Origin of the sequence: Agrobacterium pusense (assembly GCF_900102105.1) — a bacterium.
In the GTDB taxonomy this organism is placed as follows: domain Bacteria; phylum Pseudomonadota; class Alphaproteobacteria; order Rhizobiales; family Rhizobiaceae; genus Agrobacterium; species Agrobacterium pusense.
This window is the reverse complement of record NZ_FNBB01000004.1, coordinates 280,426-305,623: the sequence shown is the minus strand read 5'-3', so window position 1 is coordinate 305,623 and position 25,198 is coordinate 280,426. Positions and strand designations below refer to the sequence as shown.

The window sequence follows — 25,198 nt, the reverse complement described above, 5'->3', positions numbered from 1 at the left end:
TGATGCATTGCTGAAGGTTACGCACGCGCCGCCTGTTCGACGGGTCGCGCGAAGGCAGGTTTTTGCCGGCGCGTGAGGGCAAAGCGTGGCCATATGGGGAGAGAGAATGGCTCTTTTAAGCGAATCGACGAAGGCGGAGGCGCTGGGAAGTCCCCCGACGACCGCGCCTTCGGCATGGCAGGCCTGGCGGTATCGTCTCAGGGTCGCACTCAGGGAGCCGACGACGCTGATCGGCGTTCTGACGGCTCTGCTTTTCACCTATCTGATCGTCGTTCCGATCATTTCGATCATTCTCGATGCCGTCCGCGTCCAGTTCGGCCACGAACGGCGCCTCGGCAAGGATGTCGGCGATCTCACGCTTTATTATCTCGACAGGGCGTTTTTTTCGCCCGTCGCATCGGATCTTTTCTGGCGTCCGCTCTTCAATACGTTGACCGTCGCATTCGGGGCGATTGCACTTTCGCTCGTCATCGGCACCGTTCTTGCCTGGCTTATCAGCAGAACGGACATGTTCGGCCGCCGCTGGTTCGCCACGGCCTTGATCGTGCCCTATATGCTGCCGGCCTGGACCTTCGCGCTCGCCTGGACGACGTTGTTTAAAAATCGCACCGTTGGCGGCCAGCCCGGCTGGTTCGAGGCGATAGGCCTCACGCCGCCGGATTGGGTGGCTTACGGGCGCTTCCCGATCACCATAATCCTTGCCCTGCATTACACGCCTTTCGTCATCCTGCTGTTCGGCTCGGCGCTTCGCCGCTTCGACTCGCAGCTTGAAGATTCCGCCCGCATTCTCGGTGCCCATCGTTATCAGGTCGCCTTGCAGGTTATCCTGCCGCTGATGCGCCCGGCGCTATTGTCCTCGATGGTGCTGATCTTTGCGAAATGCCTTGGCGAGTTCGGCGTGCCCTATGTTCTCGGGCTGCCCGTGAAGTTCGAGGTTCTCTCCACATCGCTGTTCCGCAGCATTGCGTCGCGCCAGACGGGCGTTGCCGGTGTCGTCGCGGCCTCGATAATGCTCATCGGCATCATCACGCTCATGATCGACGCCCGCCTCGTTCGCGAAGCCCGCCGTTTCGTGACCATTGGTTCGAAAGGCTCGATGAACAGGCAGAGCCGTCTCGGCAAGATGCGGCTTCCGGCGACGGGCTTCGCGGCTGCCATCTTCGTTCTCAGTGTCGGCCTGCCGCTTCTGACCCTGGCGCTCTCGACGGTCATGAAAATGCCGGCCCGCTTCACGTTCGACAACTTCACCCTCGATTACTGGATTGGCAGCAACCTCAACACCGTCGCCTTGCAGACCGGCGTGCTCCTGAGCCCCGACCTATGGGCTGCCGCAAAAAACACGATGATGATCGTCGGGCTTGCCTCGCTCACATCGGGCATTCTTGGCCTGCTCGTTGGTTATGTCGTCATCCGCACGCCGGTGCGTGCCCTGTCCGTCTACCTGCGACAGGTGACGTTCCTGCCCTATCTCGTGCCCGGCATTGCCTTTGCCGCCGCCTATCTGTCGCTCTTTGCCGTTCCGCGTGGGCCGATGCCGGCGCTCTATGGCACGGTGACGATCCTCATCCTGGCGCTGATCGCTGACCAGATGCCCTACGCTTCGCGAGCCGGCATTTCCGCCATGACGCAGCTTGGAAAGGACCCGGAAGAGGCTGCCCAGATCGCCGGTGCAGGCTGGTTCCGCCGCATGATCTCGATCGTCATCCCGATCCAGAAAGGGTCGCTGGTGACCGGGGTTCTCCTGCCCTTCATTTCGGGCATCAAGGGTCTCAGCCTCTTCGTTATCCTCGCCGTGCCGAGCACGGACGTTCTGACCACCTATTCGCTGCGGCTGGTCGACTACCACTACACGCAGGCTGCCAACGCCGTGGTGCTGATCATCGCCGCCATTGCCTATTTCGGCACGCTGTTGGCCCAGAAGCTGACCCGCACAAATCTTGCAGAAGGACTTGGAAGCTGATGCCTACCATCAACCTGCGCGGTGCGCAGAAAAACTACGGCGTGAATTCCGCGAATGCGGTTTCCGATCTCGATCTCGAAATCCGCGACGGCGAGTTCATGTGCCTGCTCGGGCCTTCCGGCTGCGGCAAGACCACCACGCTTCGCATGATAGCTGGCCTCGAAAACCTCTCGGGCGGAGAGATCCGCGTCGGCGACCGGGTGATCGACTCCGTGACCGAAGGCATTTTCGTGCCGCCGGAAAAACGTGAAATGGGCCTTGTTTTCCAGAGCTACGCGCTATGGCCGCATCTGACCATCGAGCGCAATACCGATTTCGGCCTGCGCCTGCGCAAGCTGCCGAAGGCCGAGCGTGAAGCCCGTGTCGAGCGCGTCATGCAGGCGCTCGACATCGCCAAATATCGCGACCGCTATCCGTCGCAGCTTTCCGGTGGTCAGCAGCAGCGTGTGGCGCTTGCCCGCATGCTCGCCGTCAATCCGGGCGTTCTGCTTCTCGATGAGCCGCTCTCCAATCTGGATGCCCGGCTGCGGCTTGAAATGCGCGCCGAGCTGAAGCGGCTGCACAAGGAATTCAAGACGACCATCGTCTTCGTGACGCATGACCAGTGGGAAGCCATGACACTTGCCACCACCATTGCCGTCATGAACGAAGGCACGCTGCAGCAGATGGGCACGCCGAACGATATCTACGACCGTCCGGCCAATCGTTTCGTCGCCGAATTCGTCGGCAGCCCGCCGATCAACATACTGACTTTCGGCCAGCCCGGGGTGTCGGACATAGCGGACAGGGCGGAAGCCTATTTCGCAACCCGTTATCCGCAACTGCGCGGCATTGCCTCGATCGGCATGCGGCCGGAAGCCATGGGTTATGTGATGAAGTCCGAGGATGTGCCGCAAGGCAGCTTCGCCGGCGAGATGACGGTGACCGGCGTGCTGCCGACCGGCGGCAGCTGGATTCTCGAACTCAGAAGCGAGAACCACACGCTGTTCCTGACCACCCACTCCCTGCCGCGTATCGACAGCGGCGACCGCGTGTCCTTTCACGTGCCGCCTGAAGCCCTTCACGCCTTCGATGCCAGGGGGCAGAGGATCACCGAGGCGGACGCCGTTCTGCGCCACAGCACCTACAACTGAAAACGCCGCCGAGACGGCTGAAGGAGAAGCAGGATGAAGCGGACAACAGCGGGCCTGAGCCGGCTCTTATGCGCAACGGCGATTGCCGCAACGCTTGGCGGCGTGGCGAAAGCGGGAGAGCCTTTCGACCTCAATGCCCTGATCGAGGTGGCGAAAAAGGAAAAACCGATCACCGTCTATGACAGCACGGGAAAGATCGTTGAAATGGCGAAGAACTTCGCCGCGAAATACGGTGTCGGCGCTGAGGGCGCGAAGGTGAAGGCCTCCGCCCAGCTGGAGATGATCATCCGCGAGGCGCGCGCCAACAATATTCAGGGTGACGTCTCGATCATCAGCGATGCGCCGGCCGCGATGGCGCAGCTTATTCCGCTCGGTTTTGTCGAAAGCTGGCTGCCGCCGGATATGGCCGGCAATATTCCGCCGGAGTATCAGGACCCGCTGACCGTCGTCACCAGCGCCAATGTCTGGGCTTATAATAGCGAACTCTTCGACAAATGCCCCGTTTCCAATATCTGGGAACTGACCGACCCGAAGTGGAAGGGGAAGGTGGCGATGCAGGATCCGCTCGGCAAGGCATCCTATGTCGACTGGTTCAACCAGATGGCCAGCCACGGCGATGGTGAAGTGAAAGCGGCCTATAAGGCGCTTTACGGCAAGGACCTCGAAACCGGGGAAAAGAGCGCGACGGCAGCCTGGGTGAAGGCGCTTGCCGCCAATGCTCCGCTTCTGACCGACGCCGATGCGGCTGCTGCCGAAGCCGTTGGTGCTCCCGGTCAGAAAGAACCCTTCATGGGCCTCATCAGCTCGGCCAAGTTCCGTGACAATGCCGAGAAGGGCACGAAACTCGGCCTCTGCAAGGAGCTGAAACCCTGGTTCGGCTGGCTCTATCCGGGCGTCGGGCTGATCACCAAGGGCACGAACAGCCCGAATGCGGCGAAGCTTTTCATTCACTACATCATGACTGCCGAAGGCATCGCGCCGCAGGCGATCGACGGCAAAATGTCGACCAACAGGGAGGTAAGTCTGCCCGCTGACGAGCCATCGGGTATTGGCGCCGTCCTCGATAACATTCTGCCCTACAGCATGGCGACCAGTCTTGAAGACTGGGATGCGCGTGAAACCTGGCAGGACTTCTGGCGTGTGAACTACAAAAAATAATGGGGGATCAACTCGTGACGATCATGGCTAGCAATAATAATGGCAACGAGCGCAGGCGGCGGGGGACCGCCTCCGCACTTTGCCTCGGCGTCTCGCTGGCACTTGGCGGGGCCGCGCATGCGCAGGAAGCCTTCAATCTCGATGAGCTCATCGCTGCCGCGAAGAAGGAAATGCCGATTACGGTTTATGCGGTGACCGGTAAGATCGTGGATACCGCGCAGGCGTTTACGGCCAAGTATGGCGTGCAGGCCAGCGGCAAGAAGGTGAACGAGGCGACGCAGGTCGAGTTGATGATCCGCGAACATCGGGCTGGCAATGTCGTCGGCGATGTGAGCGTGGCCACGGATGTTGCCTCCGCCATGGGCGAGCTTCTGCCGGCAGGTATCGCTACCAGCTGGACGCCGCCTGATATCGAAGGCGATATTCCGCAGAAGCTGCGGGATCCGCTCGTGGTCGTCTCAGACCCGCATGTCTGGACCTACAATACCGAGAAATACGACACATGCCCGGTCACCAACATCTGGCAGCTAACGGAGCCGCGTTGGAAGGGCAAGCTTGCCATGCTCGATCTATTCGACAAACCGCTTTATGCCGACTGGTTCAACCAAATCGAAACCCACCACGATGCCGATGTCGCCAAAGCCTACGAGGAACTCTACGGCAAGAAGCTGGAAACGGGCGAAAAAAGCGCAACGGCTGCCTGGGTGAAAGCCTTTGCCGAAAATGCGCCGCTCTTGACGGATTCCAGTTCGGTGGCGGACGCTGCCGGTGCTCCGGGACAGACCGATCCTTTCTTCGTCATCACCTCGGTCGCGAAGTATCGTGACAATGAAGCCAAGGGGCTGAAGCTCGGTCTTTGCAGCGGTGTAAAGCCATTTTCCGGATTCCTCTATCCCGGTTTCGGCCTGATTGCCGGGCAAACGAAAAGCCCGAATGCCGCGAAACTCTTCCTGCATTATCTGATGACGGAAGAAGGCATCGCGCCTCAGACCGCTGACGGCAAGCTTTCCGGCAATATGAAAATCGCCCTGCCGGCGGATGAGCCTTCGAGGGTCGCCGATCATCTCGATGAGCTGATGGCTTTCGACGCTGCAACGGCGGCCGACGATCTCGACAAGCGCGAAGGCTGGCAGGATTTCTGGCGTGTGAACTACAAAAAATAAACGGAAGGCGGGGTGCAAACCCGCCTGCCTTTTCCTTGGGAGGGGAAACGATGCGAAAAATGAAATTGAGGGCTGCCTCGGCCATGGCCGCAGGTGCAATGATTATAGGCGCTTCTGCTCTGGCCGCCACGGCTGAAGAGCCATTCGATCTCGATGCCGTCCTTGCGGCGGCAAAGCAGGAGAAGCCGATCAACATCTATGACAGCACCGGCAAGATCGTTGAGATGGCGGATAAATTCAGCGCCAAATACGGGCTGAAGGCGACGGGCGTAAAGGTCTCCGCCAATAGCCAGCTGGAGATGATCATCCGCGAAAGCCAGTCGAACAATGTGCAGGGGGATGTGGTGTTGATTACCGATGCGCCCTCTGCACTTGCCCAGCTTCTGCCGGCGGGTTTTGTGGAAAATTACCTGCCGGGCGACATGACCTCGAAAATTCCGGCGCAGTTTCAAAACCCACTGGCCATTTCCACCAACGCCAACGTCTGGGCGTATAATACCGAAGCCTATGACAAATGCCCCGTGACGAATATCTGGGAACTGACCGAGCCGAAATGGAAAGGCAAGGTCGCCATGGTCGATCCGCTCAGCAAGAGCACCTATACCGACTGGTTCAACCAGCTTGAAGCCCACGGTAATGAAAAGATAGCGGCGGCCTATAAGGCTCATTTCGGCAGGGAGACGGAGGAAAAGAGTGCGGCAGCTGCGTGGATAAAGGCGCTGGCTGCGAATGGCCCGCTCGCCACCGATGGCGACGACCCTGTTGCGGAAGCGGTCGGCGCGCCCGGCCAGAACCAGCCCTTCTTCGGCCTGCTAAGTTCAGCCAAATTTCGCGACAATGCCGACAAGGGCTACAAGCTCGGCCTCTGCACCGACCTCGATCCCTGGGTCGGCTGGACCTATATCAAGCTCGGCCTGATGGCCTCCAAGACCAAAAGCCCGAACACGGCCAAGCTCTTTATCCACTATATCCTGACGGAAGAGGGCATCGCCCCGCAGATGAAGGACGGTAAGCTGCCGACCAATACCGACATCAAGATGCCGGATGATGAGCCTTCGGGGCTGATGAAGGTTGCCGACCGGCTGATGGGATACAATTCTGCTACGGGTCTCGATGATTTCGATCGGCGCGAGGAGTGGCAGGATTTCTGGCGCGTCAACTACACGAAGTAATCCCGGCTGGCGCGGTCCTGGCCGCGCCGCCTCCTCCTTTTTGCGAATGAACGGAATGGACATGCCGATGCAGACCTCATTGAGCGAACGAAATCCTGGAGATGAGGGCGCTTTTTCCCGCTCCGTGCGGTTGATGAAGATCGCCGAAACAGCGGCGCGTGCCGTGCGCGATCCCCTGCTTGCGGCATTCCGATCGGATATGACGGTGGACTACAAGGTCGATCTCCACGATATCGTGACTATCCACGACAAGCGCGCAGAGGCCGCCATTCGCACCATCATTCTCGAACGGGAACCCAACTCGGCCATCATGGGTGAGGAGGGCGGCCAGATCGGTAGCGGTGAGGTGCAATGGTATGTCGACCCCATCGACGGCACGGCAAATTTCGCCCGCGGCCTTGCCTTCTGGTGCGTGTCCATTGCCGCTGTTATCGACGGGAAGGTTGTTGCCGGCGTGGTTTATGACCCTGTCGCGGAGCAGATGTTTTCGGCCGATGTCCAGGCGTCTTATCTGAACGGCGAAAGGCTGCGCTCGCGCAGCGTCTCGGACGAGACACGGGCGACGCTCATCACCGGCTATCCCGTCTCGCGCGATTTCCGGCTGGATGGGCGGGAAGCGGCGCTCGCCAATTTCGGTACTCTTACTGAGACCTTTTCTACATTGCGCCGGCCCGGCAGTGCTGCGCTCAGCATTGCTCACGTCGCGGCGGGCTGGACGGATGCGGCCGCTGGTTTCGGCGTCAACGCCTGGGATGTGGCAGCCGCCATCCTCATTCTCAAAAATGCCGGCGGCACCTATGAACCTCTCACTCTTGGAAAGGTGGCGGAAGGCGCCGCCGAATTCCTTTGCCCGGGTTATATAGCCACGGGTGAGGGGGCCAACTATCCGACATTGCAGCGGGTGGCACGAGCCATATCCGCAAGCCGCAGCGCCAAGACGTCGGTGCAACACGGGCCAACCGCCGCAGAAAACTGAAAAAGCAAAGATATGATGGCTGCCGTACCGGTGCCGGGGAGACATGACATGCCGCAACCGCAACAGACCATAGCCCGAGAGCAGGAGAGCGGCGAACTGCCGAAGCTCAGCCGCATCTATGAACGGCATCCGCTTTATGGTGTCGATCTCTTCATTTCGGGTAAAGAGGGTGCGAGCGACCTCAATCTTCTGCGTCAGAACGGCATTACGACCGTCGTCAATTGCGCCGTCAATCTGGACTTCAATTTCGTGGAACAGTCCGATGTGGTTTCAGATCATGAAGGCAGCGTCTATGGGCCGGGCGAAATCCGATATTACAAGATCGGTCTGATCGACGGGGCCGGAAATCCTGATACCCAGATGGTGGCAGCCCATTATATTCTGCGGGCGGCGCTGGAGCAGATTCTGCCGGAAAAACCATCTTACCCCCGCCGGGAGCGCGGCAATGTGCTCATCAATTGCCGGGGCGGTCGTTCCCGCTCTGTCGCCGTCGTCGCGCTCTTCCTCCATCTTACACTGCCAGCGGAGTTTCCGGCCCTGGGCGACGCGATAAGCTTCGTTCGTCTGAAACGAGAACTGCCGGAAAATGAGTGGTATAAGGCTCCGAAACCCGTCCTGGCCGAAGCCGCCCGCCGGGCTGCCGGCTGGATCGCGATGATCGACGCGGCCCACTGAAGAAGGCGCTCATTCGGGCCGCGCTTCCCATTCCGCACAGGCATCTCGTTTTTTGTCGATCTGCAAAAAAGAAGGGTCGCTGGGCGACCCTTTAGTCGGGGATGGGAAAGAAGTATCAGGCAAGTCCGCCGATATGGAACGTCTTTATTTCCAGATATTCTTCGATGCCGACCTGCGCGCCTTCGCGGCCAAGGCCGGATTGCTTGACGCCGCCAAAAGGGGCGACCTCAGTGGAAATCGCGCCGGTGTTGAGGCCCACCATTCCGAATTCCAGCGCTTCACCCACGCGCCAGGCGCGTCTGAGGCTTTCAGTGTAGAAGTAGGCCGCAAGCCCAAACGGGGTGCCGTTGGCGATGGCGATCGCCTCTTCTTCCGTCTCAAAACGGAAGAGGGGAGCGACCGGGCCGAAGGTCTCTTCGCTTGCCAGACGCATGCCGGTCGTTGCGCCGGTCAGCACAATGGGGGCGGTGTATTGCGGACCTTCCGGTAGAGGGCGGGGTCTGGTGATGATCTTCGCACCTTTGGCCACGGCATCTTCCACATGGGCGCGGATCTTCGCTATGGCCGGCTCATTGATCATTGGGCCGATGGACACACCGGCCTCCGTGCCGGGACCGACCCGCATGGCATCAACGCGATCCGCCAGTTTTTTTGCAAAGGCGTCATAAACGCCTGCCTGAACGAGAATGCGGTTGGCGCAGACGCAGGTCTGCCCACCATTGCGGAACTTCGAAACGAGCGCGCCTTCCACGGCCAGATCGAGATCGGCATCGTCGAAAACGATAAAGGGCGCGTTGCCGCCCAGTTCCAGCGAGAGCCGCTTTACACTGTCGGCAGCGCCTCGCATCAGGAGTGAGCCAACGCGGGTTGAGCCCGTGAAGGAAATTTTCCGCACCGTCTCATTCGCCATGATTTCGTTGCCGATATCGGTCGGCATGCCGGTCACGATGTTGATGACACCAGCGGGAATACCGGCCCGTTCGGCGAGAACACCGAGCGCCAGTGCCGAATAGGGCGTGAATTCAGAAGGCTTGATGACGACGGTGCAGCCGGCGGCAAGTGCGGGTGCAACCTTGCGCGTGATCATCGCGTTCGGAAAGTTCCACGGGGTGACGATGCCGCAGACGCCGACCGGTTCTTTCAGCACCACAATGCGCCGGTCCGGTGTCGGTGAAGGGATGGTGCTGCCGCCAATACGGCGAGCTTCTTCCGCGAACCATTTGACGAAGGATGCGCCATAGCGGATTTCTCCCTTCGCCTCCTCAAGCGGCTTGCCCTGTTCCGTGGTCAGGATCAGCGCAAGATCGTCCATATGCTCGATCATCAGGGCGAACCATTTTTCGAGAAGGGCCGCCCGCTCGGCATGGGTCTTTTTTCTCCAGGGGCCGAAGGCCGCATCGGCGGCCTCCACCGCCGCCCGGGTTTCCCCTCCGCCCATATCCGGCACGCTGCCGATGACTGCCTGCGTTGCCGGGTCGATCACGTCGACCGCCTTGCCCGATGCCGCTGCCTTCCATGCGCCGCCGATCAGGCCGGCCTGGCGAAAGAAATCCCTATCCTTCAAACCTTGCATCATCTGTCTCCGAAATCAGTCGAGCGCTGCGAGAACTGCAGCCGTTATGGCGTCCGTCTCATCCCTGCCCGGCACGGTGCCGATACCCCGGCCGGTCGTCGTTTCCAGTGCGGCCATAATCCGAGCCGCGGCATTCTTTTCCTCGAGATGCTCGAGCATCATCGCCCCCGACCAGATGGCGGCGATTGGGTTCGCGATGCCGAGATGGGCGATGTCAGGCGCTGAACCGTGCACCGGCTCGAACATGGAGGGCGCGCTGCGGTCGGGATTGATATTGGCGGAGGCGGCAAATCCGAGACCGCCCTGAATGGCCGCGCCCAGATCGGTCAGAATATCGCCGAAGAGATTGGAGGCGACGACGACATCGAGGCTTTCCGGCGCCATCACCATGCGCGCCGCCATGGCGTCGATGTGGTAGCTGGAAACCTCGACACCGGGATATTCGGCGGCGAGCCTGTGCGTTACCTCATCCCAGAACACCATCGAATATTTCTGGGCATTCGACTTGGTGATGGAGGCCAGCTTGCCGCGACGTTTCTGCGCCTGTTCGAAGCCGAAACGCAGGATGCGCTCCACGCCCGTCCGGGTGAAGATCGAGGTTTCCACGGCCACCTCATCATCCGTGCCCTGATGCACCCGGCCACCGGCGCCGGAATATTCGCCCTCGGTATTTTCGCGAATGCAGAGGATATCGAATCCATCGGCTTTCAACGGACCTTCGACACCGGGAAGCAATCGGTGCGGTCGGATATTGGCATATTGCACGAAGGCCTTGCGGATCGGCAGCAGCAGGCCGTGCAGAGATACCGAATCCGGAACTTCGGCCGGCCAGCCTACGGCCCCGAGGAGTATGGCGTCGAAACCGCGCAGGGTCTCAATACCGTCCTTGGGCATCATCGCGCCGGTTTCCTGATAGAAGGCGCATGACCAGGGGAACTCCGTTCCTTCAAGCGCAAAACCGGAGGTTCTGGCGGCGGCATTGAGTACCTGCCATGCGGCATGAGTGACGCTCTTGCCGATGCCGTCGCCGGGAATGAGTGCGATGCGATGCGTTTTCAAGAAATTTCCCCTGTCACAGTCCAATCAGGACGCTCTTGCTCTTGCGGTTGGCGAGATAGGCTTCCCGTCCGAGATCCTTGCCAATGCCGGAACGTTTGTAGCCGCCGGTAGGCAGAATGTGGTCGCGCGAGCGGCCGTAACGGTTGACCCAGATCGTACCCGCCTGGATGGCGCGGGACAGGCGCATGACGCGTGAGACGTCACGGCTGAAAAGACCCGCCGCCAGACCGTAGGTCGGATGATCGGAAAGCGAAAGAGCCTCCTCTTCCGTGCGGAAGGTCTGCAGCGTCAGCACCGGCCCGAAGATTTCCTCGGTCACGGCGGGGGAGGTCTGGTCGACGTTTGCGATCAGTGTCGGCTGGTAGAAATAGCCGGGGCCGTCCATGATCGCGCCGCCGGTGAGGCATTGGCCGCCATGGGAGACCGCCGCCTGCACGATACCGTCGATGCGCTTGCGCTGCACCTCGGAGATAATAGGCGAATATTGCGTTGTCTCGTCCCAGGTGGGCCCGGGCTTCACCGCCTTCATGCGGGCGATGATTGCGGCGGAGAGGGCATCTGCCGCACTGTCCTCCACGAGGATGCGCGAGCCGGCCACACAGGCCTGCCCGGCATTGGAGAGAATATTGCCGGCGATGGCCGTCGCCGCTTTTTCGATATCCGCATCGGCGAAGACAATCTGTGGGCTCTTGCCACCAAGTTCCAGCGTCATGGGCTTGATCCCTGTACGGGCGATATTGGCCATGATGGCGGCTCCCGCGGCGGTGGAGCCGGTGAAGCTCACCTTGGAAATCTCGGGATGGCCGGTGATGGCGTTGCCCGTGACGGGACCGTCGCCCAGTACGATGTTGATGAGGCCGGCCGGTAACCCGGCCTTGATCGCCAGCTGCGCCATGAAAATACTGGAAAAGGGCGTCATCTCCGAAGGTTTCAGCACCACGGCATTGCCTGCCGCAAGCGCCGGGCCGAGCTTCCAGCCAGCCATGGACACCGGAAAATTCCACGGTGTAATCGCACCCACCACGCCATAGGGCTCCGTCATGATCATGCCGAGGCTCGTGTCGTCGGTCGGCACCAGATCGCCGCCTTCCTTGTCGGCGAATTCGGCGAAGAAGCGGATTTGCTCGGCGGTCACGGCGATATCGCCGGCGATCAGTTGGCCCACCGGCCGGGTCGAGGACAGCGCCTCGATCTTTGCCAGCGTCTCGGCTTCCTGCTCTATCAGGTCAGCCCAGCGTTGCAGGACCCGGGTGCGCTCGCGCGGGCGCACCCCGCCCCAGTTGCTGTTTTTCAGTGCGGCCTTGGCAGTTTGCACCGCTTCATCCACCAGGGCTGCATCCGCCTTGGGGCACCCGGCATATGGGGCCCCGTCCGATGGGCGGTGCATGTCGATACCGTTTTCAGCGGTGACGAGCCGGTTGCCGATGAAGTGGCCGATTGGCAGGGACAGGCTGTCTGGATCGAAGCTGAGCGTCATGGGAAATCCCCTTTGAATATGCCCTCAAAGCTAATTCCTGTCGGCAAGCGAAATCGACCGACTGCAGCCGTGGCAGTGAACGAAAATCTCGTTTTAACGTTGCCAGACAGCGCAATCTTTGGTGCGTGCTGTCTGCGGCCTCTCGCCGGTTCCCGTCATCGCCGGCAACCTGGAAAACCGGCGAGATACGCCTCATCCGTTCACTGTGACGTAGATTTTGCGCACCGTCTCAATGGTCCTCCAGACGCCGACGAAACCGGGTTTCATTACGAAACTGTCGCCCGCCGTATAACGCTGCGGTTCGCCGCCATCAGGGGTGATTTCGATGACGCCGGCCAGAATATGGCAGAACTCGAAGGTCTCACCTTTGATGGAACGGCTTTCCCCCGGTGTCGCTTCCCAAATGCCTGTCTTCACGGTTCCGTCGCGAGCTTCGTCAAGCGCCCAGGTCTTGAACGACGGGTCGCCTGCAATGAGGCGTTCTGGCAGCGCCTTGGAGGCCTTGGGCTCGAAATCGGGGTTGGTATCGATGGGCTTGAGAAGCGGCATGGATTTTCCTTTCTGAAACAGGCGTGATGATCAATATCCGCGGCGGCGGTCGACAAGGCCGAGCGGTTGAAGACCGGACTCGTGGCGTTTGATGTTTTCGACAACGGTGCGTGCCGCGGAATGGGGCTGAGTGACGCTGGCGATATGCGGCGTCAGGAGAATTTTGGGGTGGGTCCAGAAAGGATGGTCTTCGGGCAACGGTTCGGGATCCGTAACGTCGACCACTGCACCCGAGAGCCGGCCTTTATCGAGCGCATCGAGGAGTGCGCCGTGATCGAGCTGTCTGCCACGTCCGGCGTGAACAAGTCCCGCGCCATCGGGTAAAAGGCTCAGGCGCTGGGCGTTGAGAAGTCCGGTGGTCTCGTCCGTCAGCGGCAGCAGGCAGATGAGGATGTCGCTGGTGGAGAGCATGGCTTTCAGCCCGTCATCGCCATGGTGACAGGTGACGCCATCGATCTCGCGCGGCGACCGGCTCCAGCCGGCGAGCGGAAAGCCGAAAGTTCTTAACCGCTCTAGCGCTGCGACGCCCAGCATGCCGAGGCCAAGAACGCCAATCCGGCATTCTTCTGCCTGCCGTTGCGGCAGCGCCTTCCACAACTGCTGCCGCTGCTGTTTCAGATAGGCGGGGAGATTGCGGTGAAGGGCGAGCACGCCGAGGCAGATATATTCCTGCATCATGCGGATGATCCCCTCATCCACCATGCGTACGACTTTCACCGTCTGCGGGACCGTATCGATGTGAAACTGGTCCACACCGGCCCCGATCGAAAAGAGGATTTCGAGGTTACGATAACGCGCTATATCTTCCGGCACCGTCCAGGTGATGAGGTAACGGACTGCATCGGGATCGACCTTGGAGGCATCCATTGCGAAGGGCAGATCCGGCAATTCGTCAGCCAGGGCCTGCCGGAAGATTTCGCCGCGTCTGGCGTCGGAGTTAAAGAGAAATGTCATCTGATCCGTGGTCTCGAGGGTTCAAGCCGTGCAGCGCCGGCCGAGCATTTCCAGCATCGACTGGCAGGCGGAAAGTTCGCCCGCTGTTATAAATTCGTCCGGTTTATGGGCGCGGCCGATATCGCCGGGGCCGCAGATGATGGCGTCGATGCCCGCAGCCTGAAAGAGCCCGGCCTCCGTGCCATAGCTGACGGCCGCGAGACCGGGAGTGCCGGTCAGTTCCTCCAAAAGCGAGGCAAGCGGGGCCTCGGCGGGAAGCGACAGCGCCGGGTAGGCGCTCATCGGCAGCCATTCGATATCGGCACCTGTCGCGGTGAGCGCCTCCACGCTACGTCGTACCGGCTCCAGCAGGTCGATTGGCGAGACACCTGAAATAGCCCTTGCCTCCAGTTCTATGGCGCAATGATCGGGAATGATGTTGATCGCCTGTCCGCCGTTGACGGTACCGATCTGTAGGGACGAGTAGGGCGGCTCGAAGGTCTTCTCTAAAGGACCCCGGGTCAACGCGTCTGCCGCCTCCACCGCCGTCGCGATGATGCCTGCCATCAGATGAATGGCGTTCACTCCCTGATCGGGCCGTGAAGAATGGCCTGACCTGCCACGGATGCTGACCCGCGCCGCGGCTTTTCCCTTGTGGGCACGCACGGAACGCAAATTGCTGGGCTCGCCGATAATGGCGCCCGCCGGTGGCGCGCACAGTTCCGGCAGGCGCGCGATGAGATGGGGAACACCGCGGCAACCTGCCTCCTCGTCGTAGGAAAAGGCGATATGCACGGGGCGCTGAAGCGTCATGCGCGAATAGGCAGGGGCTGCGGCGAGGACGGTTGCCAGAAAACCTTTCATGTCGGTCGTCCCGCGTCCGTAAAGCCTGTCGTTTTCCGTTCTCAGCCGGAATGGATCGGAGGACCATTCCGGTTCTCCGGCGGGTACCACATCCATGTGGCCGGACAGAATGTAACCGGCCCGATCGGCCGGTCCGAAGGTGGCGAAGAGATTGGCACGGTCTCCCTCCGGCCCCGGAATCACGGATACTCTTGCGCCATGGCTTTCCAAATATTCGGCAATCCATCCGGCAATGTCGCCATTGGCCGTTCCCACCACGGACGGAAAGGTGACGAGACGCTCAAGGATTTCGATTGCGTTCATGGTCGTCCCCGTTGGCCCGTTATGATGGCCGCATTGCTCATTGCAAAAGCTTAGAACGGCCGAAGGCGTTTATCTGCTGAAAAGCGAGGTATTTCGGTAGATTGTTGTGTCCTTCCAGTGCTTTCAGAAAATTCGTGCTGGCATGGCTCGTTATCCTCGGACGTCATGGCTTGGACGCCGGGAACGCTGGTTCCCCGCGCTGGAGGGAGTGAGAGCCGTTTGCGATGGAGCTGCTCAAAGTCGATAGTTTCGAGTTGCGGACCGTGGATATTGCCGATGTGGAGGCAGATCGTCTGCACGCCCTCTCCATGGCGGTCGGATGGCGCAATCACGCCAATGAATGGTGTTTCCTGAGGCAATGCGGTGTCGGTCTCGCTGCGCTGGACGAGATCGACCGTGTTGTCGCGACAGCGATGCTCTTTCCCTATGATCAGGGTTTCGCGACGCTCGGCATGGTCATCGTATCGCCACGTCTGCAGGGGCGTGGCGTGGCGCCCTGGCTGGTGCGGCAGCTTCTGGCAAAATACCCGTCAACCGTTTTGCGGCTGAACGCCACCGACGTTTCACGTCGTCTTTTTGCAGGGCTAGGCTTTTCCGGAGATGCGGAAAAGGTGCAGCTGTTCAGGGGCAGGGCGCGCTCCCCCGTGCAGACACCGGGGCTTGGCAGAAAGCAACGGATCGAGCCCCTCTCGGAAGATCATTTGTCGGCGGTCGTGACGATTGACCGGGTGGCTTTGGGCGTATCGAGGCGGGGCGTGCTGCAACGCCTTCTGCGCGACAATACTGGCTATGGCCTTTTCGAGGTCGATCGTCTGGTGGCTTTCGCGCTGCGCCGGGCGGCCGGGCGAGGTCACATCGTCGGTCCGGTCGTCGCAGTTGAGGAGAAAGATGCGGTCGCGCTGGTGAGCCGGCATTTTGCCGATCTGGACGATCAGCTCGTCCGTCTGGATGCCGTGCAAGACCAGGGCGTATTGACCGATTTTCTGACTCAATCCGGCCTGGTCGTGATCGAAACTCTTACCACCATGTCGAAACAGGCGCCGCAGCCTGCGGGTTCGGGTCCGGCGAGGATTTTCGCACTTGCGGGTCCATCGCTGTGCTGAAGCGCAGTTTTGAACCGCCTCAATTCGACTGATTATGTGGTGGTCCTGTTTCGGGCGTCGCTCGACGCGATGCGTTCCGCTGCGCTAGAAACATGCTTTGATGATTGACGCACTGCCCCTTGACCCTTATGTGAGAAAGCGACGGTTCCTGCAGCCGAAAGGCGAAGGGATTAATAGGGAACACGGTGCGGGTGATGATTATCGCCCAATGCCGTGGCTGCCCCCGCAACTGTAAGCGGATTGCCGCTCATCCTCGTGACGCCGATGGCGTCATGCCACTGCATTCTCCGGAATGCGGGAAGGCAGATGAAAGGCGCAAATCCGTGAGTCAGGAGACCTGCCGTCAAAATATAAACCATCGTTACGGGCGGGGAAGCCCGGAAGAGGAGATTGTAATGTTATTTCATAACATTTGGTTTGCGTCCTGTTACCGTTCTCCGTACAAGACGTTCCGTGGTTGCTGCGCGTTCTGACGCCGCTGCTCTGGAACAAGCGATTTCATTTCGATTGGAGAACACATGTTTCATTCTGGACGCCTGCCGGTCCGCGCCGGCTTTCTCGCTGCTGCGCTTGCAGTTCTGCCCGCCGCCACCGCCAATGCCGCGGAAACCGTATATCCCTTGACAATCAAAAGCTGCGGTCACGACATCACCTTCAAGCAGCCGCCCGCCCGCGCCGTCTCCGTCGGCCAGAGCACGACTGAGGTTCTTTATCTGCTCGGACTGGCCGACAAGGTCGTTGGCACGGCCCTGTGGATCGGCCCGGTCCTTGCGGACTATGAGGAGGCCAATTCCAGGGTGGAGCGGCTGGCCGACAATGATCCTAGCTTCGAGGCCGTCGTTGGAAAGAGGCCGGACCTAGTCACAACGCAGTTCCAGTGGCAGATCGGCCCCGAGGGCGTTGTCGGTACGCCGGCGCAATTCGCCGAACTCGGCATTCCTGTTTACACCTCGCCGGCAGATTGCGTGGGCAAGGACAATTCCGGGGGCGGCGACGGCGTGCGCAAGACCGGCTTCACAATGGATTTGATCTATCAGGAAATCCGCGACCTTGCGCAGATTTTCAACGTCCAGGATCGCGGCGAAGAAGTGGTCAATGATCTCAAGAAACGGGAAGAGGCTGCCCGCGCAAAGATTGCTTCCGCAAACGGCAAGCTTTCCGCCGTCTTCTGGTTCTCCAGCGCGGAACTGGATATCGATCCCTATGTGGCGGGCCGCAACGGCGCGCCCGGCTACATCATGTCGGCGCTCGGCCTGAAGAATGTGATCGAGAGCGACGAAGAATGGCCAACGGTCGGTTGGGAAACCATCGCCAAGGCCAATCCCTCGGTGATTGTGGCCGGAAAGATGGACCGCCGCCGTTTCCCGGCTGACGACATCGCCGTCAAGCAGAAATTCCTCGCCACCGATCCCGTGGCCAGCATCATGCCAGCTGTCAAGGAAGGTCACGTCTTCGAGATGGATGCCCAGGCGATGAACCCGACCATCCGGACGATCGAAGGCATTGAAACGCTGGCTGAGGCAATTTCGGCTGCCGGTCTCGCCAAGTGAGCGGGTTTTCAATCCATCTCGGCAGAGGAGGGCTGGTTTTTGCCGCGCTCGCCCTGCTGCTCGGCGCGCTGATGGCCGGGGCGGCCATCGGCGAAACCGCCATTCCATTCGATGTGGTGGCGAAAACCATCGCCAACCGGGTGTTTGACGCCGGTTATCCGCTGGAGCCGCTGGATGAGGGAATTGTGTGGAGCTATCGTCTCAGCCGCGCCGTCGTGGCCGCCTGCTGCGGGGCTTCACTGGCGCTTGCCGGCGCGGTTCTGCAATCGCTGCTGCGCAACCCGCTTGCCGACCCCTATATCCTCGGTATTTCCGCGGGCGCCTCCACCGGAGCGGTGGGCGTGGCCCTTCTCGGCTTTGGGGCGGGCTTTCTGACAATGCCGGCGGGGGCACTGATCGGTGCCTTCGTCGCATTCTCGCTTGTCAGTCTTCTGGCGGTGCGTGCAGGGCACGGCAACAGTGCCATCATCCTGGCCGGGGTGGCCGGTTCGCAACTGTTCAATGCCATGACGTCCTTCATCGTCACCAAATCCGCCAATGCCGAACAGGCGCGCGGTATCATGTTCTGGCTGCTGGGGAACCTCTCGGGCGTGCGCTGGCCGGATGTGTGGCTGGCCCTGCCGGTCAGTGTTGCCGGTCTTGCGGTTTGCCTCTGGCACGCCCGGGCGCTTGATGCTTTCGCCTTCGGCGGGCAGGCGGCCGCCTCGCTCGGCATTCCGGTGCGGCGGACCTATGCAGTACTGATCTCGGTTTCGGCGATCATGACGGCGGTGATGGTCTCGCTGGTCGGGTCCATCGGCTTTGTCGGCCTCGTTATTCCCCATGCGGCACGCATCTTCGTCGGCGTCCGCCATGGACTGCTGCTGCCGGTGACAGCATTGACCGGTGCAGTATTCATGATCATCGCCGATATTTTCTCCCGCATTGTCATTCCCGGGCAGGTGCTGCCCATCGGCGTTATCACCGCGCTTGTCGGCGCGCCCGCCTTCGCCTTCATCCTCGGACAGAAGAGGGGACGTTCGTGAAGCTATCCGCTCATGACCTGAAATTTCGCGCAGGCAATATCGACATCGTACGCGGTGTCTCGCTCGATGTCGGCTCCGGAGAGTTTCTCGGCATAATCGGCCCGAATGGGTCCGGTAAAAGCACGCTGCTCTCCATGCTGGCCGGCATCCGCAAGCCGCGCTACGGTCACGTTATGCTCGGCGGCGATCCGCTCGCCTCCCTCGGACGGCGTGAACTCGCTCGCCGGCTGGCTTTTGTGGAGCAGCAGGCCGAAACCACCGAGCGCATCACGGCACGACAGGCGGTGGAATTGGGGCGCACGCCCTATCTCGGTCCACTTTCGGCGTGGTCTGTGCATGACGACACGATCGTCGAGGCCGCGCTCGATAATGTCGACATGGCCGACAAGGCGGAGCGCAGCTGGCACCACCTTTCCGGTGGTGAGCGCCAGCGACTGCATATCGCCCGCGCATTGGCGCAGGAGCCCGATATTCTGCTGCTGGACGAGCCTACCAATCACCTCGACATCGGCCACCAGATCGGCTTGCTCGATCTGGTGCGCCGGCAGGGATTGACCGTTGTGGCGGCCCTTCATGATCTCAATCACGCCGCCATGTTCTGCGACCGCGTCGCCATTATGCATCGCGGTGAGATCATCGCCATCGGCGCGCCGCGCGAAGTCCTGACGCCGGCAACGATAGCGTCCGTCTTCGGAGTGGAATGCGTTGTGATGGTTGATGGAAGCGGCTTTTCGCACATTCGTTTTCTGCCGGCCCACGGACGGGCCGATCATGCAAGAAAGGTCATGGCATGATGAAATTGCTGAGGCTTGCAAGAGTTGCCCTCCTCATGGGGTCGGGTTTATCCGCACATGCCTCGGCAGAAACCTTCGAGGTGAAAATGCTGAACAGGGGCGAGAAGGGCCCAATGGTGTTCGAGCCCGATTTTCTGGAGATCACCGCCGGTGATCGCGTGCGCTTCGTGCCGACCCACAAGAGTCACAATGCCGCGACCGTTGAGGGGATGGTTCCTGAAGGTGTGGAAGGTTTCAAAAGCCGGATCAATGATGAACTCGAGACCGGTTTCGACAAGCCGGGTTTCTACGGTATCAAATGTTCACCGCATTATGGCATGGGCATGGTCATGCTGATCAAGGTCGGCGATGCGACCCTGCCGCAGAGCTACCGGACGGTCGATATGCCGGCTCGGGCAAAACCGCGCTTCGAGGAACTTTTCGAGCGCGCGGAAAAATGAGGTGCCGGTCAGTCCGTGCAACAGGGCAGGGAATGATCCGCCCCCCAGTCACCGTTGCGCATTTGTCATCAGAAGACCGTCTTCTACGGTCAGGGACTTGACGTTCTAGATCTTTCGATCTGGCCTGAGGACACAGACGGAGCCTCAGGTTTTGCCTGTGATGTCCGGCTTCACCGCGCAGACTGCATAACGATGCTGCAGCCCCCGGAGTATACCTTTCAGCAGGCTGAAATTTTTCGCCTGGGCGCGGTGAATGGCCTGGAGTTCCTGATCGATTGCAACAGGTTGGAAACCCGTCTGTCGCAGAAGCGCTGCAACTTCGCCGGCTCTCGCACCGTTTGAAAAATAGACACGCGACAGGATGCTGGTGAAGGTGTTTTCCGGATCAGCTGGCTTGTGCGGCTGATCCTGTTTGACCAATCCCAAGCCTTCGAGACCTGCCGCAAGTTTCTTTACCAGTTTTTCGCGCCAGCTGGTATTCACGAAATCGCCATCCACGATCAGCAGGCGTCCACCCGGTTTCAGCACTCGGAACCACTCCGCGAAACTTGCCCGCGGATCGACCAGCGTCCAGACCAGATGGCGGGTGATGATGACATCGGCGCTCTCATCCGGCTCCATCGTGTTTTCGGCATCGCCGACGAAGAAACGGATGCTACGCCCACGGCTTTTTGCTTTTTCACGGGCAAGCGCCAGCATTGTTTCGGACCAGTCCATGCCGGTAACCTGAAATCCCAGATCGTCCATGAGATGAGAGATGACGCCGGTGCCGCTGGCAAGATCGAGCGCGCTGCGCCCCTCACCCGGACCAAGATGTTTCAAGATCAGCGCGTGCCACGCCTCTCGCTCCTCTTCGGAGAAAATTTCATGGCCGGGGGACAGGTCGAAAGTCGCGGCGCGGCCGGACCAGTAGGCTTTGATTTCGTCTCTCAGGCTGTCGTTTTTGCCATATTCTATGGTGTCGATCATTGGTCTTCAGCTCATGTACCGGTCAGTTAAGAATGGCTCTAAAACATAAATGTTGACTAGTACAGTCAGAAAATAATACAGCCGCGCCAGTCAACACTGGAGAGCAATATCCGATGCGCATCTCAGCCAAATCTGCGGCATTTGCCCTTGGCCTTCTCGTATCTGCGGCATGGCCGGCATTGGCCGAAAAGGTCACCGTCAAGGATGTGACCGGCCGGGATGTCGAAGTCAACGTTCCCGTTTCGCACGTCATTCTCGGCGAAGGCCGGCAAATTTACTTCCTGGCGGCGCTCGACAAGGAAAACCCTTTCCAGCACGTGGTCGGCTGGCGTGACGATCTGTCGAAGGCCGATCCGGAAACCTACGACGCCTATCTCGCCAAATACCCCGATATCGCCAAGCTGCCGACTTTCGGCGGCATGAAGGATGGCACCTTCGATGTCGAGCAGGCCGTTGCCCTGAAGCCCGACGTTATTCTGATGAACATCGACGCGAAGACGGCGACCGAAGAGGCAGGTTACATCGAAAAGCTCGCAAAGGTCGGCATTCCGCTGGTCTATGTCGACTTCCGCGAAAAGCCGATGGAAAACACCGAGCCGAGCATGCGTCTGATGGGCAAGCTGATCGGCAAGGAAAAAATCGCGGAAGACTTCATCACGTTCCGGGCGGAATCCATCGCGAAGGTAACGGACACGCTTGAAAAGGCAAATCCAAAGAAACCTGTAGTGTTCATGGAGCGTGCCGGCGGTTACTCCGACGATTGCTGCATGTCTTTCGGCAACGAGAATTTTGGCAAGATGGTGGAGCTGGCGGGCGGCATCAACTTGGCCAAGGATATTATTCCGGGCACCTTCGGCACCGTCAATCCTGAGCAGATCATCGCTTCCAACCCGGAGCAGATCATCATCACCGGCGGCAACTGGAACGGTTATGTTCCCGGCGGCAACTGGGTCGGCGTCGGTTACGGCGGGATGTGAAGGAGGCCCGTCGCAAGCTGGAAAACCTGACCAAACGCCCGGCTTTCACAGGCGTCCAGGCCGTGAAGGATGGCAATGTCCACGCCATCTGGCACCAGTTCTATAACAATCCCTATCAGTTCGTGGCCATTCAGGAAATCGCCAAGTGGCTGCACCCTGATCTCTTCAAGGATCTCGATCCCGAAGCCACGTTCAAGGAACTTCACGCCCGCTTCCTGCCGCTTGACTACAAGCCCGGCTACTTCGTTTCGCTCAAGGATGCGAAATAAGACAGGGACGGTGAAGGAGGAGCGCCGGTCCACTCGATGGATGAAGCCGCAGCCACGCGGCTTCATCGTTTTGTTTTGAACTTGATGAGGACCTTCTCATGCGGCTCAACGCCCTCAGGCATCTTGCGATGCTGGCCTTCTCCCTTCTCGCCGTCGCGGCTCATGCGGGGGAGATCATCGATGTCACCGGACGCAAGATCGAGCTGGACCTGCCGGCCAAGCGTGTCATCGTTGGCGAGGCGCGCCAGGTTCACGTCATCGCGGCGCTGAAGGGCGACCAGACTTTCGATACTATTGTTGGCTGGCGTGACGACCTGCTCAAGAAGGACCCGGACAGCTACGCCGCCTACGTCGAGCGTTTCCCCGAGATCGAGAAACTGCCGCGCTTCGGTTACGTGCCACAGGGGGATTTCAGCCTCGAGTCGGCCATCACGCTTTCGCCTGATGTCATCACACTCAATCTCGAAGCGGAGAAATCAGCCAAGGAAAGCGGTTTCGAAGAAAAAGCCGAAGCTGCCGGTATCAAGGTCGTCTATCTCGATTTTCGCATCGATCCCGAAAAGAACAGTGAGGCCTCAGTCGAAATCCTCGGCAAACTCTTCGGCGCCGAAGAGCGTGCGGAGGAGTTCATCGCCTATCGCCGTGCCGAAATCGCCCGTGTGACCGACCGGCTCGCCAGCGTCAAGGACTTGAAGCGCCCTAACGTCTTCATTGAGCGTTCGCCCGGCATTTCTGGTGAAAACAACTGCTGCCGCACTTTTGGCCCGGCCAATTTCGGTGCCATGGTCGATCTCGCCGGTGGTCGCAATATTGCGGATGGCATCATCAAGACGACCTTTGGCGACCTCAATCCCGAACAACTCGTCGTTGCCGATCCCGAGCACGTGATTGTCACAGGTTCGAACTGGGCGGCTGAATCCGACATCAATCAGTTCGTTCCCGTAGGACGCGGTGCGGATATGGCTCTTTCCCGTGAGCGGCTGGCCAACCTGATGAAGCGCACGCCGTTTCCGGAACTGACGGCCGTCAAGCAAGGCAACGTGCACGCCGTCTGGCACCAGTTCTATGGTGCGCCTTACGAGTTTTTCCCGATCCAGCAATTCGCCAAGTGGTTTCACCCGAACCTCTTCGCCGATCTCGATCCGGAAAAGAATTTCGAGGAGTTTCACCGGAAATTCCTTCCCGTCACCTACAAGCCCGGCTATTTCGCCTCGCTCGAAAAAGGTTTGAACCAATGAGTTCGCTGAATGAAAGCGCCGTTGGCGTCAGCGGGCGCGATCAATATCGCGCCCTTGCCGCGCGCAGGATCGTCATCCTCTTCGGGCTTTTCATCGCCCTGTGTTTCAGCATGGCCGCAGACATGGCGCTCGGTCCGGCTCGCTACACCTTCTCCGAAGTGCTTGCGACCATCGCCGATCCGGCTGCGGTGGGAAACCAGCTGCGTGTGGTCATCTGGGACATCCGCATGCCGATCGCGCTGATGGCGGTCACCGTGGGCGCGTCGCTTTCGGTGGCGGGCGCTCAGATGCAGACCATCCTGTCGAACCCGCTCGCCAGTCCGTTCACGCTCGGCATCTCGGCCGCCGCAAGCTTCGGTGCGGCGCTGGCGCTCGTCGGCGGGGTGGCGATCTTTCCGGGCGCCGTGCACTACATGGTGCCGATCAATGCCTTCATCATGGCAATGGTTGCGGCCCTTTTCATCCATTTCGCGTCGACCCTTCGCGGTGTGACGGTTGAAACGATCGTGCTGCTTGGCATCGCACTGGTCTTTACCTTCAATGCGGCGCTGTCGCTGCTTGAATACCTCGCTTCCGAACAGGCGCTTGCCGCCGTCGTCTTCTGGACCATGGGCAGCCTGACGAAGGCGACCTGGGACAAGGTCTATGTCACCGCCGCCATTCTTCTCGTTACCGTGCCGATGTTCATGCGCAATGCCTGGGCGCTGACGGCGCTCAGGCTTGGCGATGACAAGGCGGCCAGCATGGGCATCAATGTGCGCCGTCTGCGGCTGCAGACGATGCTGACGGTCAGCCTGCTGGCCGCCATTCCGGTTTCTTTCGTCGGCACAATCGGTTTTGTCGGGCTGGTGGGGCCGCACATCGCCCGCATGCTGGTGGGTGAAGATCAGCGCTTCTTCCTGCCGGGTTCGGTGATCTGCGGAGCATTGCTGTTGTCTGCAACCTCGGTCATCAGCAAGATACTCATCCCGGGCGCTGTTCTGCCGATCGGCGTCATCACGGCGCTGGTGGGCGTACCTTTCTTTTTCGCGCTTATTTTCGGTAACAGGAGACGCGCATGGTAGCCCTCGCATTGAAGGATGTTGGCGCCGCCTATGGGCGCACCACGGTTCTCTCCAAGGTGGGCATCGATACGCTCGAAAGCGGTAGCGTGACGGCGGTGATCGGCCCGAATGCCGCCGGCAAGTCGACGCTTTTCAAGCGCATCGCCAGCCTGATCTCCGGTCCCGGGCTGGTGGAACTTTCCGATACCGCCCGTGGAGACCGCGCCATCTGCTACATGCCGCAGGACACCGGCGCAAACGCGGTGCTGACGGTCTATGAATCTGTTCTGCTTTCCGCCAAGCAGGGCGGCGGCTGGCGCGTTCAGGATCATGAGCTGTTCGAGATCGACGCCATTCTAAAGGCGCTGAAAATCCATGACCTTGCCTTCCGCGGGCTTGGCGAATTGTCAGGCGGCCAGCGCCAGCTGGTCTCGCTGGCACAGGCGCTTGCCCGCAAGCCGGAGGTGCTGCTGATGGATGAGCCGACTTCCGCACTCGATCTCCACCGGCAGATCGAGGTTCTGGGCTTCGTCACCGAACTCGCGCAGAAGACAGGCATGATCGTGCTGATTGCGCTGCATGATCTCAACCACGCGCTGCGCTATTGCGAGAAGACGATGGTGATTGCACAGGGCGAAATGGTGGTGAGCGGCAGCACGGAAGCGGTGATAACATCCGACATGCTGCGCGAAATCTATCGCATCGATGCACGTATCGAACCCTGCTCGAAGGGCAGGCCGATGGTCATCGTCGACGGGGCAATCTGACGATGGAAGAACCCGGCTGCAAAAATTG

Annotated in this window: 22 protein-coding genes, 1 pseudogene and 1 riboswitch; of the genes and pseudogenes, 16 read left to right on the top strand and 7 right to left on the bottom strand. The window is 60.1% G+C overall.

Annotation, left to right across the window (positions count from 1 at the left end; translation table 11 throughout):
* Positions 1-106 precede the first annotated feature (106 nt).
* From BLU28_RS13240 to BLU28_RS13210, 7 genes are all read left to right on the top strand, one after another.
* Positions 107-1,960, top strand: coding sequence for an ABC transporter permease (locus BLU28_RS13240; RefSeq protein WP_077986435.1), 1,854 nt, complete (start codon positions 107-109; stop codon positions 1,958-1,960).
* Positions 1,960-3,093, top strand: a complete 1,134-nt coding sequence (locus BLU28_RS13235; protein ID WP_064262947.1) for an ABC transporter ATP-binding protein — start codon at positions 1,960-1,962, stop codon at positions 3,091-3,093. The genes BLU28_RS13240 and BLU28_RS13235 overlap by 1 nt, the downstream gene beginning before the upstream one ends.
* A gap of 33 nt (positions 3,094-3,126) precedes the next feature.
* Positions 3,127-4,251 carry an ABC transporter substrate-binding protein gene (locus tag BLU28_RS13230; RefSeq protein ID WP_077986434.1) on the top strand — a complete coding sequence of 375 codons (1,125 nt, stop codon included), beginning with the start codon at positions 3,127-3,129 and terminating at the stop codon, positions 4,249-4,251.
* Positions 4,252-4,274: 23 nt separating this feature from the next.
* Positions 4,275-5,414 carry an ABC transporter substrate-binding protein gene (locus tag BLU28_RS13225; protein WP_077986496.1) on the top strand — a complete coding sequence of 380 codons (1,140 nt, stop codon included), beginning with the start codon at positions 4,275-4,277 and terminating at the stop codon, positions 5,412-5,414.
* Between the two features lie 83 nt (positions 5,415-5,497).
* On the top strand, positions 5,498-6,586 hold the full coding sequence (locus tag BLU28_RS13220; RefSeq protein ID WP_175477697.1) for an ABC transporter substrate-binding protein: 1,089 nt from the start codon (positions 5,498-5,500) through the stop codon (positions 6,584-6,586).
* A gap of 61 nt (positions 6,587-6,647) precedes the next feature.
* Positions 6,648-7,562 carry an inositol monophosphatase family protein gene (locus tag BLU28_RS13215; protein WP_175477695.1) on the top strand — a complete coding sequence of 305 codons (915 nt, stop codon included), beginning with the start codon at positions 6,648-6,650 and terminating at the stop codon, positions 7,560-7,562.
* A 48-nt stretch (positions 7,563-7,610) separates the two neighbouring features.
* Entirely contained in the window at positions 7,611-8,237 is a 627-nt protein-coding gene (locus BLU28_RS13210) for a dual specificity protein phosphatase family protein (protein ID WP_022563563.1), read from the top strand.
* Between the two features lie 115 nt (positions 8,238-8,352).
* Here the strand turns inward: BLU28_RS13210 and BLU28_RS13205 are convergent, their stop codons facing one another.
* From BLU28_RS13205 to argE, 6 genes are all read right to left on the bottom strand, one after another.
* Entirely contained in the window at positions 8,353-9,810 is a 1,458-nt protein-coding gene (locus BLU28_RS13205; RefSeq protein WP_077986495.1) for an NAD-dependent succinate-semialdehyde dehydrogenase, read from the bottom strand.
* A 15-nt stretch (positions 9,811-9,825) separates the two neighbouring features.
* A complete protein-coding gene (locus BLU28_RS13200; protein ID WP_048902919.1) occupies positions 9,826-10,869 on the bottom strand; it encodes a tartrate dehydrogenase in 1,044 nt (347 codons plus the stop codon).
* Between the two features lie 13 nt (positions 10,870-10,882).
* A complete protein-coding gene (locus BLU28_RS13195; RefSeq protein WP_077986432.1) occupies positions 10,883-12,346 on the bottom strand; it encodes an aldehyde dehydrogenase family protein in 1,464 nt (487 codons plus the stop codon).
* 192 nt (positions 12,347-12,538) lie between these two features.
* Positions 12,539-12,895, bottom strand: a complete 357-nt coding sequence (locus BLU28_RS13190) for a cupin domain-containing protein (RefSeq protein ID WP_022563567.1) — start codon at positions 12,893-12,895, stop codon at positions 12,539-12,541.
* 30 nt (positions 12,896-12,925) lie between these two features.
* Positions 12,926-13,849, bottom strand: a complete 924-nt coding sequence (locus BLU28_RS13185) for a 2-hydroxyacid dehydrogenase (protein WP_022563568.1) — start codon at positions 13,847-13,849, stop codon at positions 12,926-12,928.
* A 21-nt stretch (positions 13,850-13,870) separates the two neighbouring features.
* The gene (gene argE, locus BLU28_RS13180; protein ID WP_022563569.1) at positions 13,871-14,995 is read right to left on the bottom strand and encodes an acetylornithine deacetylase; all 1,125 of its coding nucleotides are present in this window, start codon (positions 14,993-14,995) and stop codon (positions 13,871-13,873) included.
* Positions 14,996-15,219: 224 nt separating this feature from the next.
* Here argE and BLU28_RS13175 point away from each other — a divergent pair, with 224 nt between their 5' ends.
* The 5 genes from BLU28_RS13175 (at position 15,220) to BLU28_RS13155 (ending at position 19,907) form a co-directional block, all read left to right on the top strand.
* Positions 15,220-16,098, top strand: a complete 879-nt coding sequence (locus BLU28_RS13175) for a GNAT family N-acetyltransferase (RefSeq protein WP_077986431.1) — start codon at positions 15,220-15,222, stop codon at positions 16,096-16,098.
* Between the two features lie 125 nt (positions 16,099-16,223).
* Positions 16,224-16,457, top strand: a riboswitch (cobalamin riboswitch).
* Positions 16,458-16,616: 159 nt separating this feature from the next.
* A complete protein-coding gene (locus tag BLU28_RS13170; RefSeq protein WP_022563572.1) occupies positions 16,617-17,648 on the top strand; it encodes an ABC transporter substrate-binding protein in 1,032 nt (343 codons plus the stop codon).
* The gene (locus tag BLU28_RS13165) at positions 17,645-18,673 is read left to right on the top strand and encodes a FecCD family ABC transporter permease (RefSeq protein WP_004438311.1); all 1,029 of its coding nucleotides are present in this window, start codon (positions 17,645-17,647) and stop codon (positions 18,671-18,673) included. Before BLU28_RS13170 ends, BLU28_RS13165 begins: the two co-directional genes overlap by 4 nt.
* Positions 18,670-19,467: an ABC transporter ATP-binding protein gene (locus tag BLU28_RS13160; RefSeq protein WP_022563574.1), complete on the top strand. Its 798-nt coding sequence runs from the start codon at positions 18,670-18,672 to the stop codon at positions 19,465-19,467. Before BLU28_RS13165 ends, BLU28_RS13160 begins: the two co-directional genes overlap by 4 nt.
* On the top strand, positions 19,464-19,907 hold the full coding sequence (locus BLU28_RS13155; protein WP_092651316.1) for a pseudoazurin: 444 nt from the start codon (positions 19,464-19,466) through the stop codon (positions 19,905-19,907). The genes BLU28_RS13160 and BLU28_RS13155 overlap by 4 nt, the downstream gene beginning before the upstream one ends.
* A 144-nt stretch (positions 19,908-20,051) precedes the next feature.
* Here BLU28_RS13155 and BLU28_RS13150 read toward each other — a convergent pair whose 3' ends face one another.
* On the bottom strand, positions 20,052-20,876 hold the full coding sequence (locus BLU28_RS13150; protein ID WP_077986430.1) for a class I SAM-dependent methyltransferase: 825 nt from the start codon (positions 20,874-20,876) through the stop codon (positions 20,052-20,054).
* 113 nt (positions 20,877-20,989) lie between these two features.
* On the opposite strand from BLU28_RS13150, the pseudogene BLU28_RS13145 reads away from it, so the two are divergent.
* From BLU28_RS13145 to BLU28_RS13130, 4 genes and pseudogenes are all read left to right on the top strand, one after another.
* Positions 20,990-22,122, top strand: a pseudogene (locus tag BLU28_RS13145) (ABC transporter substrate-binding protein).
* 98 nt (positions 22,123-22,220) lie between these two features.
* Positions 22,221-23,360, top strand: a complete 1,140-nt coding sequence (locus tag BLU28_RS13140) for an ABC transporter substrate-binding protein (protein ID WP_022563578.1) — start codon at positions 22,221-22,223, stop codon at positions 23,358-23,360.
* Positions 23,357-24,424, top strand: coding sequence for a FecCD family ABC transporter permease (locus BLU28_RS13135; RefSeq protein ID WP_022563579.1), 1,068 nt, complete (start codon positions 23,357-23,359; stop codon positions 24,422-24,424). The genes BLU28_RS13140 and BLU28_RS13135 overlap by 4 nt, the downstream gene beginning before the upstream one ends.
* Complete coding sequence (locus BLU28_RS13130) at positions 24,418-25,170, top strand: ABC transporter ATP-binding protein (protein WP_077986429.1); 753 nt, start codon at positions 24,418-24,420, stop codon at positions 25,168-25,170. Before BLU28_RS13135 ends, BLU28_RS13130 begins: the two co-directional genes overlap by 7 nt.
* Positions 25,171-25,198 lie beyond the last annotated feature (28 nt).

Coding starts and splice junctions, on each gene's coding strand:
- BLU28_RS13240 (WP_077986435.1), top strand. CDS start 107: ATGGCTCTTTTAAGCGAATCGACGAAGGCGGAGGCGCTGGGAAGTCCC.
- BLU28_RS13235 (WP_064262947.1), top strand. CDS start 1,960: ATGCCTACCATCAACCTGCGCGGTGCGCAGAAAAACTACGGCGTGAAT.
- BLU28_RS13230 (WP_077986434.1), top strand. CDS start 3,127: ATGAAGCGGACAACAGCGGGCCTGAGCCGGCTCTTATGCGCAACGGCG.
- BLU28_RS13225 (WP_077986496.1), top strand. CDS start 4,275: ATGGCTAGCAATAATAATGGCAACGAGCGCAGGCGGCGGGGGACCGCC.
- BLU28_RS13220 (WP_175477697.1), top strand. CDS start 5,498: ATGGCCGCAGGTGCAATGATTATAGGCGCTTCTGCTCTGGCCGCCACG.
- BLU28_RS13215 (WP_175477695.1), top strand. CDS start 6,648: ATGCCGATGCAGACCTCATTGAGCGAACGAAATCCTGGAGATGAGGGC.
- BLU28_RS13210 (WP_022563563.1), top strand. CDS start 7,611: ATGCCGCAACCGCAACAGACCATAGCCCGAGAGCAGGAGAGCGGCGAA.
- BLU28_RS13205 (WP_077986495.1), bottom strand. CDS start 9,810: ATGCAAGGTTTGAAGGATAGGGATTTCTTTCGCCAGGCCGGCCTGATC.
- BLU28_RS13195 (WP_077986432.1), bottom strand. CDS start 12,346: ATGACGCTCAGCTTCGATCCAGACAGCCTGTCCCTGCCAATCGGCCAC.
- BLU28_RS13190 (WP_022563567.1), bottom strand. CDS start 12,895: ATGCCGCTTCTCAAGCCCATCGATACCAACCCCGATTTCGAGCCCAAG.
- BLU28_RS13185 (WP_022563568.1), bottom strand. CDS start 13,849: ATGACATTTCTCTTTAACTCCGACGCCAGACGCGGCGAAATCTTCCGG.
- argE (WP_022563569.1), bottom strand. CDS start 14,995: ATGAACGCAATCGAAATCCTTGAGCGTCTCGTCACCTTTCCGTCCGTG.
- BLU28_RS13175 (WP_077986431.1), top strand. CDS start 15,220: ATGGAGCTGCTCAAAGTCGATAGTTTCGAGTTGCGGACCGTGGATATT.
- BLU28_RS13170 (WP_022563572.1), top strand. CDS start 16,617: ATGTTTCATTCTGGACGCCTGCCGGTCCGCGCCGGCTTTCTCGCTGCT.
- BLU28_RS13155 (WP_092651316.1), top strand. CDS start 19,464: ATGATGAAATTGCTGAGGCTTGCAAGAGTTGCCCTCCTCATGGGGTCG.
- BLU28_RS13150 (WP_077986430.1), bottom strand. CDS start 20,876: ATGATCGACACCATAGAATATGGCAAAAACGACAGCCTGAGAGACGAA.
- BLU28_RS13140 (WP_022563578.1), top strand. CDS start 22,221: ATGCGGCTCAACGCCCTCAGGCATCTTGCGATGCTGGCCTTCTCCCTT.
- BLU28_RS13135 (WP_022563579.1), top strand. CDS start 23,357: ATGAGTTCGCTGAATGAAAGCGCCGTTGGCGTCAGCGGGCGCGATCAA.
- BLU28_RS13130 (WP_077986429.1), top strand. CDS start 24,418: ATGGTAGCCCTCGCATTGAAGGATGTTGGCGCCGCCTATGGGCGCACC.